The following is a 17,669-nucleotide window of genomic DNA, read 5'->3' as shown; positions in this document are numbered from 1 at the left end:
CGAATGCACGAGCATTACCACCGTAGGTTTTAGCCAATACAGTAGTGATAGCAGCAGTCAGGGTAGTTTTACCGTGGTCAACGTGGCCGATAGTACCAACGTTAACGTGCGGTTTTGTACGTTCAAATTTTTCTTTAGACACGACTCTATTCCTTAATATCGCACCCTCATCATATTGGAGAGGGAGCTGAATCTAGATATTAAACCCGAAAAACTTATTTAGCTTTACGAGATTCGATAATAGCCTGAGCGACGTTGCTCGGCGCTTCATTGTACTTCAGGAACTCCATAGAGTAAGAAGCACGACCTTGGGTCTGAGAACGCAGGTCAGTAGCATAACCAAACATTTCAGATAATGGTACCTGAGCACGTACGATTTTACCGGTAGTCATATCTTCCATACCGTCAATCATACCACGGCGGCGGTTTAGGTCACCGATAACGTCACCCATGTAATCTTCTGGTGTTTCAACTTCAACTTTCATGATAGGCTCCAGCAGAGCTGGTTTCGCCTTCATAAAGCCTTCTTTGAAGCCCATAGAACCTGCGATTTTGAACGCCATTTCAGAAGAGTCCACTTCGTGGTAAGAGCCATCGAATAGTGCCACTTTAACGTCAACAATCGGGTAACCGGCCAGAACACCATTTTTCATTTGTTCCTGAATACCCTTATCTACTGCCGGGATATATTCTTTAGGAACAACACCACCAACGATTTCATTGGCGAATTCATAGCCTACGCCACCGGGTTCCATTGGTTCAATACGCAGCCATACGTGGCCAAACTGACCACGACCACCAGACTGACGAACAAATTTACCTTCTTGCTCAACAGTAGAACGGATGGTTTCACGGTAAGCAACCTGAGGTTTACCGACGTTCGCTTCAACTTTGAACTCACGACGCATACGGTCAACCAGAACATCCAAGTGAAGCTCACCCATACCGGCGATAATAGTCTGACCAGATTCTTCATCGGTAGACACGCGGAATGATGGGTCTTCTTGAGCCAGACGACCTAAAGCGATACCCATTTTTTCCTGGTCAGCTTTAGTTTTTGGCTCAATAGCAACAGAAATGACTGGCTCTGGGAATTCCATACGCTCCAAGATAATTGGGGAGTTGATATCACACAGCGTATCACCGGTAGTCACATCTTTCAGGCCAATCGCAGCCGCGATGTCACCTGCACGAACTTCTTTAATTTCTTCACGTTTATTAGCATGCATCTGAACGATACGGCCAAAACGCTCTTTTCTGTCTTTCACTGGGTTAAGAACGGTATCACCGGAATTAACCACACCAGAGTAGACACGGAAGAAGGTCAAGTTACCAACGAACGGGTCAGTAGCGATTTTAAACGCCAGTGCCGAAAATGGTTCGTTGTCGTCAGAGTGACGCTCTGCCGACGTATCTTTACCGTCTGGCAGAATACCTTTAATGGATTCAACATCCGTTGGTGCTGGCAGGTACTCAATAACTGCATCCAGCATTGCCTGAACACCTTTGTTCTTAAATGCAGAACCACAAGTAACCAGGATGATTTCGTTAGTCAGAACACGATGACGCAGACCAGCTTTGATCTCTTCTTCAGTCAGTTCTTCACCGCCAAGGTATTTTTCCATCAGCTCTTCTGATGCTTCCGCAGCGGCTTCAATCAAATTGCTACGCCATTCTTCCGCCAGATCCTGCATATCAGCTGGGATATCTTCGTAAGTGAAGGTGGTTCCCTGATCTTCATCGTTCCAGTTGATGGCTTTCATTTTCACCAAGTCAACAACACCGGTGAACACATCTTCTGCACCAATGGCTAATTGCAGAGGTACTGGGTTTGCCGCCAAGCGAGTTTTGAGCTGCTCAACAACGCGTAAGAAATTCGCTCCCATACGGTCCATTTTGTTAACGAACGCGATACGTGGAACTCTATATTTATTTGCCTGACGCCATACGGTTTCGGACTGTGGCTGAACACCACCAACCGCACAATAAACCATGACCGCACCGTCAAGAACACGCATGGAACGTTCTACTTCGATGGTGAAGTCAACGTGCCCTGGAGTGTCGATGATGTTGATACGGTGCGCATCAAACTGCTTAGCCATACCTGACCAGAAAGCAGTTGTTGCTGCGGAGGTGATGGTAATACCACGCTCCTGCTCCTGTTCCATCCAGTCCATAGTAGCAGCGCCATCATGAACTTCACCGATCTTATGGTTTACACCAGTGTAGAACAGAATACGTTCGGTAGTGGTGGTCTTACCGGCGTCGATGTGTGCACTGATACCGATGTTACGGTAGCGTGCAATGGGTGTTGTACGAGCCATTTGATTCCTCTATTCCTAGGACGTTCAATGTAAATCTGGGTGGCAGAACAGCCACCCAGGGCATCATCACTACGATGAGATTACCAACGGTAGTGTGCGAACGCCTTGTTAGCTTCTGCCATACGGTGAACGTCTTCACGTTTCTTAACAGCAGTGCCTTTATTCTCGGCTGCATCAGATAATTCGTTCGCCAGGCGTAGGGCCATAGATTTATCACCGCGTTTACGAGCAGCTTCAACGATCCAACGCATTGCTAACGCATTGCGACGAACCGGACGAACTTCAACTGGAACCTGATAAGTAGAACCACCAACACGGCGGGACTTAACTTCCACGGTTGGACGCACATTATCCAATGCAAGTTCAAACGCTTCCAGGTGCTCTTTACCAGAGCGCTGAGCCAGGGTCTCAAGCGCACTATATACAATTGCTTCCGCAGTAGATTTTTTACCATCTACCATCAGGATATTGACGAATTTGGCCAGTAATTCAGATCCAAACTTTGGATCTGGCAGAATTTTACGCTGACCAATTACACGACGACGTGGCATGGAAATACTCCGTTTCGAATTCAGGGTTGTCCAAAACTCTATGAGTTTATTTTGACATTAAGGTAAATAATGTTTGGCCTTACTTAACGGAGTACCATTAAGCTTTTGGCTTCTTCACACCGTACTTAGAGCGACCTTGTTTACGGTCTTTAACACCGGAACAGTCCAGTGCACCGCGAACAGTGTGGTAACGCACACCTGGCAAGTCTTTAACACGACCGCCACGGATCAGAATTACGGAGTGTTCCTGCAAGTTGTGGCCTTCACCACCGATGTAAGAAGAAACTTCGTAACCGTTAGTCAAACGCACACGACATACTTTACGCAGTGCAGAGTTTGGTTTTTTAGGGGTGGTGGTATATACGCGAGTACATACGCCGCGCTTCTGCGGGCAAGCTTCCAGAGCAGGAACGTTGCTTTTTGCAACCTTCATGCTACGGGGTTTGCGCACCAGCTGGTTAATAGTTGCCATTATTAAAAAAACTCCTGGTTTTTTTGCTTCGTAAACACGGATTAAATCTCTTGTCTGCCCTAACGGCAAAACACGAGGACGCGGAATTTTATGGCTGACTCGCCAAAGTGTCAAGAAATATACAGCTTTTTCTCAACTACCAGGCGAATTGTTGATGGTGTTTTACCGTCAGGTTAACAAAGTCAGTATAGTCGATCACTTGCACTTTGTCTGAAACCTGATCGTCCAATCCCCGCGCCTCAATATCTTCTTTTAGCGCATACAATGTAGCACCACGACTGATCAACGCCGGCAGATAGCAATTACCCTCAATACCTGCCAGTACACCATCCTGAATAAATAAGATGTCATCACCACTGGCAAGCAGCTTGGATATCACATTGAAATCACATTGATATGGCGATCGGCCAACAGTATATAGCATCTCATTGTCCTTCCAATAGCTCAGAATGTCAGCACAACATCATAGTCAACCAGTTTCTCACGGATCGTTTCTGCGGGTATCACTTTCGCATCCAGAACAAAATGATTGACTGAGCTTAATCCACGCATAACAAGGTCTTCCTGGCACAAATAACATTCTTCAATATCGTACAAAGGCAACACCTTAAAAGTAGCGATATAGTTTCTGGAGAGAATTCTGTCAGGCTGCTGATCTGGTAATAGTTGAAACACACCGTCAGAAATAAAAAATACACCTATCTTTTCTGTTAATGCCGAAGTTGCCAGCAATGCATCTAGACCTTCTCTACCCCCTGCATCACCATGAGGCGCTTTAGTGAAGACAAAAGCGATTTTTTTCATTTTTGCCTCTCAGAATTGCACCACACGGTCGCAAGTTAGCATAGCTTCAGCCAGTGTTCCCAATCCGCTTAATTCAAACCCTTCAGCCAAGTTTGCTACCGGTAAGTTCAACTCACTTGCCTGCTGAACATCAAGAACACCACGGCGAAGGGCAGCGGCAATACAAATGTGCATGCTAAACCGGTGCTCCGTTGCCATCATCTGCCATGCGCTAACCAAGTTAAACTCATCACTGGCTGGTGCAGTCAACTGATTGCCGTTATAAACCCCTTCCCGATAAAAAAATACAGTATTAAGTTTATGCCCCATCGAAATCAAAGCTTGGGCGAATTGGTAAGCACTGCTGGCTTGTTGGGTGCCATATGCAGGCCCCGTAACCAGCAGACAATAAGACAGCGAAGACATTACCGCTCAGGCCCTAAACATTCACCATTTTTAAACTGACGAATATAGAGATAAACAGTATGTTTAGAAATATTTAAACGCTCAGCAACCTGATTGATTGCATCTTTAATATCAAAAATACCTTTCTCATAGAGATTCAGAACCACCTGTCTGTTCTTGGCATTATTGGATACACTGCGATCAATATTAACTTCTTCGATAGTATACTCCAGCGTTTGCGCAACCAAATCATCCACGGATGAGGCAAAATTTACATTTGGTGCGACATCATGTGTTTCCTCTGGAATAAATGTCTGAATAATTTCAGAGAAAGGGACATCAAGATTCATATTAATGCACAAAAGGCCGATCACTCGGCGATTCCGGTTGCGGATCGCAATCGTGACTGACTTCATCAATGAACCGCTTTTCGCTCGGGTAAAATAGGCTTTGGATGCACTACAATCTTCGTCTGTAATGTCATGTAACATACGCAGCGCAAGATCAGTGATAGGTGAACCTATTTTACGACCTGTATGTTCTCCGTTGGCTATTCTGACGGCTGAACATTTCAGATCTTCCAATGAATGAAGGACAATCTCACAATGCCCACCAATTAGCATAGCCAAGCCATCAACTGCGGCTTCATAAGACTTTAAAATTTCGTGGTCCGTTTCAGTAAACGGTTGGTTTTCCAGTAAATCGACATCACTGATATCACCAGATAATAACGGGTTAGACATTAAATACACCATCCTTCAATCGCAGACAACGTCTTGCTAAAAACACAACGTGATAAACCTATAAAGATTTCTTGTGAAAATTCAATTATTGCAGCTTAACAGAGATCCTAATCAAAGATCTTTGCATTCACATGAAATATTGACGTTAAAACCACATGACATCATCGTCAAGCCATTGCTACTCAGACATTTGGTCTCTATCACAGCTTTCAGTAACAAAAAACCGTTGACAGAATCTCTACCAACGGTTTTATCCGTATTCATCAAAGATATTTAGCGAATATACCCGTTATCTTTCAAGTTGCCTCTTTGTTGGCTGCGCTCGCTCACCCCGATCACATAGTTAGCTATGCTCCCGGGGATTCTCTCCCTTGCCGTCGCGATGCATCTTGAAATCCATGGGGTATAGCTTACTTAGCTTTGGTCTCCGCTTTAACATCCAGCAACTCAATATCAAATACTAGTGTCGAATTTGCAGGAATACCTGGCAGGTCCGCTTTACCATAGGCCAGCTCTGGTGGAATAACCAGTTTAATTTTTCCACCTTTTTTCACATTCTGTAAACCTTCTGTCCAACCTGGGATAACGCTATCCAGGCGAATAGAAAGGGGTTCATTACGTTTATAGGAGCTATCGAACTCTTTACCGTCAATCAATGTCCCCCGGTAGTTCACAACTACCGTGTCGCTTGCCACAGGCTTCTTACCGCTGCCTTCCTTCTCTATTTTATATAAAAGGCCGGTTTTACTCTTAATGACCCCCTTTTCCTTAGCAAATTCTTCACGATATTTAACGCCTTTAGCTTCATTCTCTTTGGCTTCTTTTTCCATCTTAGCTTCAGCGGCAGATTTCACTTTACCTTCAAATGCACGCAGCGTATTTTCAATTTCGCTGTCAGTCAGTTTGCTCTTGTTATTAAAAGCATCCTGCACACCCGATAACAATTGATCTTTATCCAATGGGATACCCAGAGATTTCTGTTCTTTCAGGGTGTTTTGCATATAACGCCCTAAAGATGCGCCCAGAGCATAAGCATTTTGCTGATCTTCTGTTTTAAATGCGCTGTTCAATTCTGTGCTACTCTGACTATCTGCTTTAGCCGCCAGCACCTGAGGGGCACCGAAAGCCATCGCTAATGTGGTAGCAAGCAGGGTAATTTTAAACAATGATTTCATCTGTTTCTCCAATAGCTTTGGGGGATTTTACCGTCAGCAAAAGTTATGCAACCAAGTCACTATAACCGTCTACAGGAGCACAATACAATATTTGCCGTTTTTTAGTGCCCCAAGCTTATTAGGACAACATGAATGACAAGAGGTTTCATAACAACCGCATTTCACAGAATATTCTGGGCATAGTAGGCTACTCTTAATTAATATGAGGCATCTAACACGGGCAATACAGGACCTGAAACGGGAGAAAATCATGGATCTGTCAGAATTTGAGCAACGGCTTGAGCGTTTGGAAAGTCGAATTGTCTTTCAAGAAAGAACTATCGAAGAATTAAATCAGGTAGTGACTGAACAGCAAATGGAGATCACTAAATTAAGAGATCATTTGCGGTTGATGACAGAACGATTGAAAGCCACTCAACCCTCAATGATCGCTTCACAATCTGAGGAAACACCTCCTCCTCATTACTAGGAAAGGCATTAAACTACAATAAATTAGGGCAAGCGCTGAAACCAACTATCCCAAACTTGCCCCGCTTTTTTTAAATATTAAAAGTCCACTATCCGCTTTAGCTTATCAGTGGCAACCGCCACCACCGCAGCATCCGTGTCCTTCATTATGATGATGATCGTCGTCATCGCCGTGACCACCGCAGCACCCTTCACCATGTTCGTGACCATGAGCACCATGAACATGACCATGAGCCAGTTCTTCTTCAGTCGCTTCACGGATGGCAATAACTTCAACATTGAATTTTAGATTCTGACCAGCCAGCATATGGTTACCATCAACCACAACATGCTCATCTTCAACTGCTGTAATTTCTACGGGTACTGGCCCCATATCGGTATCAGCCAGGAAACGCATGCCAACTTCCAGTTCATCAACACCAACAAAGACATCTTTTGGTACACGCTGAACCAGATTGTCATCATACTGACCATAGGCATCATCAGCCTGTACGCTGACATCAAAACTCTCACCCGCCTCACGGCCTTCTAGCGCCTTTTCCAAACCGCTAATCAATGAACCACGGCCATGCAGATAGTCCAACGGCGCACTCGCCGGTGACTCATCAACTAAAACACCATCTTCTGTTCTTACTTGATAAGCCAAGCTGACTACCAAATCTTTTGCTACTTTCATGACATCTCCTACCCGTGGGTCTAAAAATTTTTACCGATTGTAGCGGAATTTTCAGTCTCTGTACTCACTCGCGCTAATATTCACATAATTATTGTGGGGTAAAAATACCAATAACCTGCTCCTGCTTTCTGACATGAGAGGTCACTTTCTCATCAGTCTGGCGTTGTTGGTGACCACAATGGACACATTCCACCACATCCACCTGATCTTCTTGCCACATTGCCAGCGTGTCCTGAGAGTGACATTCTGGGCAGACAGCACCGGCAATAAATCTCTTACGGCTTACTGACATGATTTGCTCCGCTATTATTCATGTATTCATGCTCATTCCAACCATCCGGTTGGCGACGTTCATTCAGCATTTCCCGTTCGAATAGCTCTTCCAGTTCCCGTCGCGCCTCTTTTATACGAGATATGTGAGCCACATCACCCTGTAGCTGCGGCATAAGTTCTCTTAGCATCCGCATATCTAACCGCTGGAAATGTTGTTTTGCTCGATTAGCTTTATGCGGATGCATTCCCAATTCGACTAAGGTTTTACGCCCCAGATCCAAGGCACTGGAGAAAGTTTCACGGGTGAAATTTTCTATTCCATTTTGTAGCAGTTCATGCGCTTCCAGGCGTCCTCTGGCTCGCGCCATAATATGCAGATTAGGGAAATGTTTCTGGCATAAATGAACGATCATCATGGTATCTTCCGGCTCATTACAGGTGATGACTATCGCTTTGGCTTTCTCCGCGCCTGCCGAACGTAGCAGCTCCAATTCAGCCGCATCGCCATAATAAACTTTATAGCCATAACGCCGCATAGTACTCACAGCACTGACATCGCGTTCTAACACCGTTATACGGATTTTATTCACCATTAGAAGACGACCGATTACCTGTCCGAACCGGCCAAAACCCACTAAAATCACCTGCGGATCATCATTTTCTACAAAGGGCTGTTCATCTGTCTCATCTTTGGCATTATAACGGCGTGCCAGAATAGCATCTATCAATTGCATGACAAGCGGCGTTGTCATCATCGATATCGTCACCACGACCAGCAACAAAGCCATCTGCCCACTATTGAGCACATTCCGGCTCAGTGCAGCAGAAAACAGAACAAAGGCGAATTCTCCCCCCTGGCTGAGTACGCCAGAAAATTGCAAGCAGGATGCACCCCGTAAGCCAGCACTCATTGCGATAAGATACAAAACAATGCCTTTCACAATCACCAAAGCCAGCACACCAAGTAGTACTTCGGACATATGTATCAGTAATACCCCTAGATTCAGAGACATACCGACCGAAATAAAAAACAACCCCAACAGCAATCCTTTGAACGGTTCTATGGAGATTTCCAGTTCATGGCGGTATTCACTATCTGCCAGTAATACTCCGGCGATAAAGGTTCCGAGCGCCATAGAAAAACCGAGCGCTTCCATAAATAGCGCTGAGCTGAGTACCACCAGTAACGCCGCCGCAGTAAATAACTCACGTACTCCAGCTCTGACGACCAAACGAAACAACGGACGTAACAGATAACGGCCACCGAGCAACATGCCAGCAAAAGCAGCAATTTTTAACGCTATTCGATACCAGTCACCGGAGGCTGTTCCACCTGCCAACAACGGAATCAATGCCAAAGCCGGGATCACCGCCATATCTTGAAATAGCAAAACCGAGAAACCAAGCTGCCCGCCTTCATTGCGGTTCATGCCCTTCTCTTTCATGAGTTGCAGGGCCATTGCCGTTGAGGACATCGCCATACCGATACCACCAATAACCGCCGCTTGCCATGAAAAATCGGTCAGATATAACAACACAGCCAGCACACTCGCCGTGAAAATAACCTGAGCCGCACCGACACCAAAAATAGATCGTCTGAGTTGCCAGAGTTTAGCGGGGTTAAGTTCAAGGCCGATGATAAACATCAGAAAAACAATCCCTAACTCCGAGAAATGAAGAATATCATCAACATCCCTGATAAAACTCAACCCCCACGGACCCAAGACAATCCCTGCCAACAAATAACCTAATACTGCCCCAATCTTGCATTTCTGTGCGAGTGGCACTGCTACAACGGCAGCAAATAAAAACAATACACCGGCGCTCAATTGCGCTGAATGCTCCATAACTTATAGCCCTCCTAATGATAATGGCGATTTGAGCCACTCACGATAAGCATTAGCATGGATGGCAAGAAGCTCAGGTTTTCGACGGCGTGCCCAATAAATAATAATGGGTGATAACCAATGCATACGGCACATCGCCGCGGTGAGTTCAAAAGGACGAAGGATCTCTTCCATTGAATAGAGATTATACCCATCAGCCTGGAAAGTGCCTTCCGGCTCCCCAGTAGTAATCACTGAACGCCAATATTTTCCCTGTAATGCCAACCCGGTAATACCACTGGCAAACCCCCGAGTCAGCACACGATCCATCCACTCCTTTAATAAAGCTGGACAACTGTAGGTATACAGTGGGTGTTGAAAGACAATCACCTGATGCTCTCGAAGTAGCTGTTGCTCATGATGAACATCAATAAAAAAGTCTGGATAAGCTCCATATAAGTCGTGGACCGTAACATGCTCTAAACCCTGCACAGGTTGTAACAAAACACGATTTGCTACTGAATCCTGTGGCTCAGGATGGGCATACAGCAGCAGGACTTTAGGCGGCTGTAACATCGTTCCCTCCTCAAGAACGTGTCAGGACACGTATTTTCCGTTACCATGCATACGAAAGTTATAAAATAAGACGCTTACTATCTGTTATTACTAATTTAACATATTCTATACAAACGATACTTATGATTGTTTTCTCTTCATTACAAATTCGTCGCGGAACTCGTGTTCTGCTGGACAATGCCAGCGCCACTATCAATCCCGGGCAGAAAGTTGGTCTGGTAGGGAAAAATGGCTGTGGTAAATCTACCCTACTTGCACTATTAAAAAATGAGCTTCAGGCTGAAACAGGCACATTCACTTTTCCCAGTAACTGGGCACTTTCCTGGGTGAATCAGGAAACGCCGGCACTGGAAATACCCGCTCTGGAATATGTCATTGATGGTGATCGTGAATTCCGTCAACTGGAACAACAACTGCGGATAGCCAATGAAAAAAATGACGGTAATCTGATTGCTCATCTGCATGGTCAATTAGACACGATTCAAGCCTGGACGATCCGTTCAAGAGCATCAAGTCTACTGCACGGTTTAGGTTTCTCTCAAGAGCAACTTGATCAACCTGTACGTGCATTTTCCGGTGGATGGCGCATGCGCCTCAATCTGGCTCAGGCACTACTCTGCCGTTCTGATTTGCTGTTGCTTGATGAACCCACTAACCATCTTGATCTGGATGCGGTTATCTGGTTGGAAAAATGGCTGAAAAGCTACCCTGGAACATTAATCCTTATCTCCCATGATCGGGATTTTCTCGACCCGATTGCCGATAAGATCCTCCATATAGAACAACAATCTCTGTTTGAGTACAGCGGCAACTACTCATCTTTCGAGCGCCAGCGCACTACCAAACTGGCGCAACAACAGGCCCTTTATAAAAGTCAGCAAGAGAAAGTTGCCCATCTGCAAAGTTATATTGACCGTTTCCGTGCCAAGGCCAGCAAAGCCAAACAAGCTCAGAGCCGTATCAAGATGCTGGAGCGGATGGAATTAATCGCTCCTGCCCATGTTGATAACCCATTTCATTTCAGTTTCCGTAAACCGGAAAGTCTGCCAAACCCACTCCTGAAAATGGAAAAAGTAAGCGCAGGCTACGGCGAACGGACCGTTTTAAATTCCATCAAACTGAATCTGGTTCCCGGCTCCCGCATTGGCCTGCTTGGCCGTAATGGCGCGGGTAAATCCACGTTGATTAAACTATTGGCTGGCGAACTGCAATCTCAGAGTGGAACCGTAGAATTAGCTAAAGGGATCAAACTGGGGTATTTCGCCCAACATCAACTGGAATATTTACGTGCTGATGAATCACCATTACAGCATTTAGTCCGCATTGCGCCACAAGAAACAGAACAACAACTTAGAGATTATCTGGGCGGCTTTGGTTTCAAAGGCGATCAAGTGACTGACCCAAGTGGGCGTTTTTCCGGGGGAGAAAAAGCACGTTTAGTTTTGGCATTAATGGTCTGGCAACGCCCTAACCTCCTGTTACTTGATGAACCAACGAACCACCTCGACCTGGATATGCGTCAGGCACTGACAGAAGCTTTGATCGACTTTGACGGTGCATTGGTTGTGGTTTCTCACGACCGACATCTATTACGTTCAACAACAGATGAGTTGTATCTGGTTCATGATGGCCGGGTAGAATCGTTCAATGGCGATTTGGAAGATTATCAACAATGGCTGATAGATCAACAACGTCAACAAAATCAGCAAATACGTGAAAACAACGATAAGGAAAAAGAGACATCCAGCCAAAGTGCTCAGGAAAGAAAAGATCAAAAACGGCGTCAAGCTGACTTCCGTAACCAAACGCAGCCATTGCGTAAACAACTGACTAATCTTGAAAACCAGATGGAGAAACTGGGTGGCGAATTGGTTGTACTAGAAAATCAACTTTTAGACAGCGCTATCTATGATAGCAGCCGTAAAGTCGAATTAACTGAACATCTGCAAAAACAAAATCAGACCAAATCAAAACTGGAAGAAATTGAATTATCATGGATGGAAATTCAGGAACAACTTGAAAAAATAACGCAACAATTTGAAGGGTAAATGATTTTACAAATTATCATTCAATAAAAAAATAAAGCGGAAAGAAATAATCCGCTTTATTTTTCGATAACTAAATAAATTAAAAAGCAATTATAATAAATAAAAAAATCAGTATCCTATGATATTCATCATTATCATCAGATGATATTTTTTTGTTGTAAAAGAAATAATTTCTCATATCACAACACATTTTATAGAAAGAAGGTACTAACTGAGTCCTTTTGAAGGAATTTCCCATATATTGGAGAACCGTTTTACATTGCTTGCTGTGTAAATAACAGTATGAGATATATTGCGGTGACCGAGATAATCCTGAATAAGGCGTGTATCTCTTCCCAAATCAGCAAGAGCATAGCCGCAGGCATGTCTTAACATATGTGGATGAGGTGAAATATCGACTAATGCTTGTCTACCATAACGTTTTAACAAACTATAAACCTGATAGCGTGAAATCGCACCTGATTTTTGTGATAAAAAAACCCACGATGTGTCTGATTCTCTCCAGCTCTTACGGATATTAATCCATTGATTTAACGCATTAAGTTCTTCTGGCACCAATGGATGTGTTGTTGATAGTCCCCCTTTTAATCGCCTTACGTGAATAATTCCCGAACTAAGATCAAGATCGGATAGTGTCAGATGACATAGCTCACTGACTCTAAACCCATGAATAAAACACATGAGTAACATGCAATAATCCCGCTCAGCATGACGCCCCTGACGTGCTTTTTCTAAAATCGCATCAATTTCATATCTGGTTAAGAACTTACGCTTCTTCATGAAAATAGTTCCTGTGAGATTTGGGCATATAGTTACTGATAGAGAATATTAATCCAAAGAACTATATCAATTAATAGAGATTTTATGGAATTACTACTCTAAAATTTCATTTATTTATCATAAGAAAGAAATAAATTTTTTTATATATAAATATAAAATCATATATATCATTGAACAGTGATTTTTTGACAGAAAATATCAGGATGTAGAATTTTTATTAAAAATTAAGAAACTATTTTACAACAAAAAACTAAACAGAATGCACCAAACTGTTAATAGTTTTACACAAAACTATCACCTAGGTCAACTTTTATGCTTCTCCAGACTAACAACATATAACTATTTGTAATATATAGTTTTTTTAAAATATTTTTATTACTTTTAATATTTTATCAATATTATTTTGTAAAAAATCAGTTGATTTGTTTGAACTTAATCAGATATCAATCAATTAGAAAGTTTATAAGTTTAAATTAATGTCTTTTTTTGGATATTAATTCCAAAATATTATCTATTTTAATATTTATAACTAAACAAAACAGTTTGGTGCATTTTGTTTGGTTTTAAAAAATGTTGATATGAGATTTTAAGACCCTTTTTGCATTGGATATCTGGTGTAGGAGCTGAAGTTCCACACTGCTACTTTTGTATGGTTTTATCCTTAAGTTAAGGAATTAATTCACATGAAATTGAATACATTAGTTATGGCTCTCGGATTGGGTGTAACCCTAACAGCAGGTTCTGTCAATGCGCAGACCAAGCCGCCCGCCAGTACTAAAAATACTAACCAAGGCCAAGGAAAAGTGACTTTTGAAGGTTCTATTATTGATGCGCCTTGTTCCATCCACCCCGGTGATGACGATCAGACTGTGAAGCTTGGGCAGATTTCCAACAAAGCACTGGCAGGAGGTGGTAAGTCCACGCCGGTTCCTTTTAATATCCGTTTACTAGACTGTGATGCTAACGGCTTGGAAAAGAAGATTGTAACGGCGACTTTCTCTGGGACACCATCTTCTGTGAATAAGGACCTATTGGCAATTGTTGGTTCGGCCTCTGGTGCGGCTATTGGTATCACCAACGATAACGCCAAACTTATCAAACTGGGACAACAGAGTTCACCCACAATCATCACCGATGGTTCCGATTCGACCATGCACTTCGCTGCTTTCTTACAAGGTGACGGGGCTTCTGCGACTATCGTTCCTGGTGATTTCACCGCTGTGGCTAACTTCACTCTGGCTTACCAATAAAGGTGGTGAAAGAAGCCTTTCTGTACGTTGGAAAGTCTATCTGTTTCTCTTTCCCGCTGTGGCCTAGCCTTCAGGCTGACAGGGGAAACAGCGGGAAAGAGGGGTCCCTACAAGATTAGGGAAATGAATTTGCCGGTAAACCGAATTTTGGGGAGCGAGATGACTCTTCTTAGCCATCCAACCTGTTCTAAGATGTTGCCTTCCCTGCTGACGTTGTTAGTGCTAGCCAGTCTGATATTGTCATTTATGGCAATGGCTATCAGCCAAGAGCATGGCCGCGTCAACATGCAAGGCTCCATCATTGATACACCGTGTACAATTGCTTTGGGCAATCAAGATCAGACCATCGACATATCATCTATTTTGGTCGGACAAATTATCCGCGGTGGTCACGAGCCGGTACGGCTTTTAAGTATACAGTTGATTAATTGTCTGTTGACTCCCGTATTACTGAATCGCCTGAGCAGGTCACACTTTCGAGTGACTTTTGATGGTACGGCTGCTCGTAACGACTTGTTTAGCATGAATGGTGAGGCGAGTGGTGTGGGATTACAGATATCGGACAGTACAGGAGCGGTAGTCGTGCCGGGCAAACCAATGCCTGTAGAGGATCTGCAAATAAGCTCAATGCGGCTGGATTATACTTTACGTCTGGTAACAGCTCACCAAGTGTTACGCGCCGAGGCCCTCCACACCATGATACGTTTCAAACTGGATTATTTCTGATGAAAGGACCCGCCATGCCATCGCTACTTTGTGGAGCGAGGGATAGCTCGGTGGCACTGTGTATCTTGTTGGCTCTTTGTGGCATGCAGGTGGTCAAGGCTGCCGATAGGGTGGAATTCAACACGGATGTTCTTGATGTCAAGGATCGGGCGCGTATTGACTTAAGTCAGTTTTCCCAGGCTGGCTACATTATGCAAGGTAGCTACCAGATGGTATTACGCTTGAATAAAAACGAATTGCCCGAGCAGACGGTACAGTTCATTGCTCCTGATCATGATCCGAAAGGCAGTGAAGCGTGCCTGACGCTAAAGATGGTTGATCAACTGGGACTTAAAGCGGATGCAGTCCGTCAGCTTACTTGGTGGCATAACGGCCAGTGCCTAGAAATAGCTTCTCTGAAAGGTATGGAAGTTCGAGGTGACTTGGGCGCTGGGGCACTATACATCAGCATGCCGCAGGCTTACTTAGAATATACCGTGGAAAACTGGGATCCGCCGTCACGTTGGGACAATGGGATCTCCGGTATGTTATTTGACTACAGCGTCAATGCACAAGTGACAAATCAGTCAGGTGCAGGCAGCCAAGCGCAATCTTTGAGCGGTAACGGAACAGTTGGGGCCAACTTGGGACCTTGGCGTCTGCGGGCCGATTGGCAGGTGCAGTACAGCCATACGACGGGGCAGGTAGGAAGCGCCCAGCAAAGCTGGGAGTGGGGCCGCTACTATGCCTACCGTGTGATAGCCGCTCTGCGTGCCAAACTGACGTTGGCGGAAGACTACCTCAACTCTGGGATGTTTGACAGTTTTCGTTACATCGGAGCCAGTCTGATATCGGACGACAACATGCTGCCACCGAACCTGCGTGGTTATGCGCCGGAAGTGACTGGAGTGGCGAAAACCAATGCCAAGGTGACCATCAGTCAGCAAGGGCGTGTGATTTATGAAACTCAGGTGGCAGCAGGTCCTTTCAGTATTCAGGATCTGAATACTGCGGTGAATGGCAAGCTGGATGTGAAGGTACAGGAGCAGGATGGCAGCGTACAGACCTTCCAGGTGAATACCGCTAATGTACCCTATCTGACACGTCCAGGTATGGTTCGTTACAAGATTGCCGCCGGTAAACCATCAGACATTAAGCATCGCAGTAAGGGGCCGGGCTTTGCAACTGGAGAATTCTCTTGGGGGGTGAACAACGGTTGGTCGCTGTACGGAGGAGCTTTGCTGGCCAGGGGCTATAACGCTCTGGCTATCGGTATCGGCCGTGACTTGCTCGCGTTTGGTGCATTGTCATTTGATGTGACGCAGTCGCGAGCTCAGTTTCTGCATGATGACACCAAACAAGGAGGCTCGTATCGGGTTAGCTATTCTAAACGCTTTGATGAATACGATAGCCAGATAACATTTGCAGGTTACCGTTTCTCAGAACGTAACTTCATGAGCATGTCGCAGTATTTAGAGGCGCGTTATTACGGTGTCAATAATGGAAGAGGTAAAGAGTTCTATACCATTACGTTTAACAAACAGTTTAAGGAAATGGGGCTTAGTGTTTATCTGAACTACGGCCATCAGACCTACTGGGACCGTCCGAACAACGATACTTATAACCTGTCACTATCGCGTTATTTCGACATCGGACGTTTTAAAAACATTAGCCTGAGCCTAACGGCATATCGGACTCAATACAACGACACTAATGATGACGGTTTGTATCTGAGTATAGCTGTACCGTGGGGTGAAAATAGCACAATAACCTATGACGGTCAGCTTAGCCGTAATAGCAGTAATACTGTGGGTTACTATGACCGTATCGATGACAACAATGCATATCGGATTAATGTTGGTAACGGTCAAGGCGGACGTAGTATTGGTAGTGGTTATTTCACCCATGAGGGGGATATAGCTAAGTTGACAGCGAATGCCAATTTCCGTGGAAGTGAATATAGCGCTATGGGGCTGTCACTTCAGGGGGGAATAACGGCGACGGTGGATGGGGCGGCGCTACACCGTATCAACATGATAGGGGGAACACGCATGATGATCGATGCTGATGGGATTGGTGGTGTACCAATACGCGGTTATGGCAGTGTGACCCATACCAACGTTTTTGGTAAAGCGGTGGTGAGTGATATCAACAGTTACTACCGCAGCAGCGTTAATGTGGACGTGAACCAACTGGCGGATAACGTGGATGCCACTCGCTCGGTGGTACAAGGCACGCTAACGGAAGGCGCTATTGGTTATCGCAAGTTTGGGATGATCGCCGGCGAGAAGGCAATGGCCATTATTAAGTTGACAGACGGTACGGTTCCTCCATTTGGCGCTGTCGTGATGAACGACCGTGAAGTGCAAACTGGCATCGTGAATGATGAAGGAAGTGTGTGGTTAACCGGCATTAATCCTGGCGAGAACATGAGTGTGCATTGGAATGGTCGCATACAGTGTCTCATCACATTGCCGAAATCTCTTCTCGCCAACTTGATGAATAATCTGTTGTTACCTTGTCGGCATGTTAAAGGGATTGGTGGTTCTTTCCAGAAGATTAATAAAAGTGTGGAGTGAATCAGTGGAAATGTTGCCTAAAGATAAGTACAACC

19 protein-coding genes are annotated in these 17,669 nt (G+C 44.6%); 5 read left to right on the top strand and 14 right to left on the bottom strand.

What is annotated here, in order from left to right; translation table 11 throughout:
* From AACQ83_RS20175 to fkpA, 9 genes are all read right to left on the bottom strand, one after another.
* On the bottom strand, positions 1-142 hold a 142-nt coding region (locus AACQ83_RS20175; RefSeq protein WP_072161945.1), incomplete at its 3' end, for a GTP-binding protein.
* Between the two features lie 73 nt (positions 143-215).
* Positions 216-2,324 carry an elongation factor G gene (gene fusA, locus AACQ83_RS20170; protein ID WP_112879358.1) on the bottom strand — a complete coding sequence of 703 codons (2,109 nt, stop codon included), beginning with the start codon at positions 2,322-2,324 and terminating at the stop codon, positions 216-218.
* An 80-nt stretch (positions 2,325-2,404) separates the two neighbouring features.
* A complete protein-coding gene (gene rpsG, locus AACQ83_RS20165; RefSeq protein ID WP_011144816.1) occupies positions 2,405-2,875 on the bottom strand; it encodes a 30S ribosomal protein S7 in 471 nt (156 codons plus the stop codon).
* A gap of 97 nt (positions 2,876-2,972) precedes the next feature.
* The gene (gene rpsL, locus AACQ83_RS20160) at positions 2,973-3,347 is read right to left on the bottom strand and encodes a 30S ribosomal protein S12 (RefSeq protein WP_011144815.1); all 375 of its coding nucleotides are present in this window, start codon (positions 3,345-3,347) and stop codon (positions 2,973-2,975) included.
* 136 nt (positions 3,348-3,483) lie between these two features.
* Positions 3,484-3,771 (bottom strand): sulfurtransferase complex subunit TusB, encoded by a 288-nt coding sequence (tusB, locus tag AACQ83_RS20155; protein WP_112879357.1) that lies wholly within the window; start codon positions 3,769-3,771, stop codon positions 3,484-3,486.
* A gap of 20 nt (positions 3,772-3,791) precedes the next feature.
* The gene (gene tusC / locus AACQ83_RS20150; RefSeq protein WP_112879356.1) at positions 3,792-4,151 is read right to left on the bottom strand and encodes a sulfurtransferase complex subunit TusC; all 360 of its coding nucleotides are present in this window, start codon (positions 4,149-4,151) and stop codon (positions 3,792-3,794) included.
* 9 nt (positions 4,152-4,160) lie between these two features.
* Entirely contained in the window at positions 4,161-4,556 is a 396-nt protein-coding gene (gene tusD, locus AACQ83_RS20145) for a sulfurtransferase complex subunit TusD (protein WP_112879355.1), read from the bottom strand.
* On the bottom strand, positions 4,556-5,278 hold the full coding sequence (locus tag AACQ83_RS20140; RefSeq protein WP_036779966.1) for a helix-turn-helix transcriptional regulator: 723 nt from the start codon (positions 5,276-5,278) through the stop codon (positions 4,556-4,558). The genes tusD and AACQ83_RS20140 overlap by 1 nt, the downstream gene beginning before the upstream one ends.
* Before the next feature lie 410 nt (positions 5,279-5,688).
* Positions 5,689-6,453, bottom strand: a complete 765-nt coding sequence (fkpA, locus tag AACQ83_RS20135; protein WP_112879353.1) for an FKBP-type peptidyl-prolyl cis-trans isomerase — start codon at positions 6,451-6,453, stop codon at positions 5,689-5,691.
* A gap of 250 nt (positions 6,454-6,703) precedes the next feature.
* Between fkpA and AACQ83_RS20130 the strand changes: the two genes are divergently transcribed.
* Positions 6,704-6,922 carry a protein SlyX gene (locus AACQ83_RS20130; RefSeq protein WP_112879352.1) on the top strand — a complete coding sequence of 73 codons (219 nt, stop codon included), beginning with the start codon at positions 6,704-6,706 and terminating at the stop codon, positions 6,920-6,922.
* Positions 6,923-7,027: 105 nt separating this feature from the next.
* Here the strand turns inward: AACQ83_RS20130 and slyD are convergent, their stop codons facing one another.
* From slyD to kefG, 4 genes are all read right to left on the bottom strand, one after another.
* Complete coding sequence (slyD, locus tag AACQ83_RS20125; RefSeq protein ID WP_112879351.1) at positions 7,028-7,597, bottom strand: peptidylprolyl isomerase; 570 nt, start codon at positions 7,595-7,597, stop codon at positions 7,028-7,030.
* Positions 7,598-7,685: 88 nt separating this feature from the next.
* Positions 7,686-7,889 (bottom strand): YheV family putative zinc ribbon protein, encoded by a 204-nt coding sequence (locus AACQ83_RS20120; protein ID WP_036813523.1) that lies wholly within the window; start codon positions 7,887-7,889, stop codon positions 7,686-7,688.
* Positions 7,873-9,717 (bottom strand): glutathione-regulated potassium-efflux system protein KefB, encoded by a 1,845-nt coding sequence (gene kefB / locus AACQ83_RS20115; protein WP_112879350.1) that lies wholly within the window; start codon positions 9,715-9,717, stop codon positions 7,873-7,875. The genes AACQ83_RS20120 and kefB overlap by 17 nt, the downstream gene beginning before the upstream one ends.
* A 3-nt stretch (positions 9,718-9,720) precedes the next feature.
* Positions 9,721-10,272, bottom strand: coding sequence for a glutathione-regulated potassium-efflux system ancillary protein KefG (gene kefG, locus AACQ83_RS20110; RefSeq protein WP_112879349.1), 552 nt, complete (start codon positions 10,270-10,272; stop codon positions 9,721-9,723).
* A 122-nt stretch (positions 10,273-10,394) separates the two neighbouring features.
* Here kefG and AACQ83_RS20105 point away from each other — a divergent pair, with 122 nt between their 5' ends.
* Positions 10,395-12,320, top strand: coding sequence for an ABC transporter ATP-binding protein (locus AACQ83_RS20105; RefSeq protein WP_112879348.1), 1,926 nt, complete (start codon positions 10,395-10,397; stop codon positions 12,318-12,320).
* Between the two features lie 207 nt (positions 12,321-12,527).
* On the opposite strand, the gene AACQ83_RS20100 is transcribed toward AACQ83_RS20105, so the two are convergent.
* Positions 12,528-13,100 (bottom strand): tyrosine-type DNA invertase, encoded by a 573-nt coding sequence (locus AACQ83_RS20100; protein ID WP_112879347.1) that lies wholly within the window; start codon positions 13,098-13,100, stop codon positions 12,528-12,530.
* A 683-nt stretch (positions 13,101-13,783) separates the two neighbouring features.
* Here AACQ83_RS20100 and AACQ83_RS20095 point away from each other — a divergent pair.
* The 3 genes from AACQ83_RS20095 (at position 13,784) to AACQ83_RS20085 (ending at position 17,634) form a co-directional block, all read left to right on the top strand.
* Positions 13,784-14,350 (top strand): fimbrial protein, encoded by a 567-nt coding sequence (locus AACQ83_RS20095; RefSeq protein ID WP_112879346.1) that lies wholly within the window; start codon positions 13,784-13,786, stop codon positions 14,348-14,350.
* Between the two features lie 159 nt (positions 14,351-14,509).
* A complete protein-coding gene (locus tag AACQ83_RS20090) occupies positions 14,510-15,076 on the top strand; it encodes a fimbrial protein (RefSeq protein ID WP_112879345.1) in 567 nt (188 codons plus the stop codon).
* On the top strand, positions 15,076-17,634 hold the full coding sequence (locus AACQ83_RS20085; protein WP_240000868.1) for an outer membrane usher protein: 2,559 nt from the start codon (positions 15,076-15,078) through the stop codon (positions 17,632-17,634). Before AACQ83_RS20090 ends, AACQ83_RS20085 begins: the two co-directional genes overlap by 1 nt.
* Positions 17,635-17,669 lie beyond the last annotated feature (35 nt).

Origin of the sequence: Photorhabdus sp. S10-54 (genome assembly GCF_963878145.1) — a bacterium.
Lineage (GTDB): Bacteria > Pseudomonadota > Gammaproteobacteria > Enterobacterales > Enterobacteriaceae > Photorhabdus > Photorhabdus kayaii.
The sequence above is the reverse complement of the archived record's forward strand: the minus strand, read 5'-3'. Positions and strand labels throughout refer to the sequence as shown.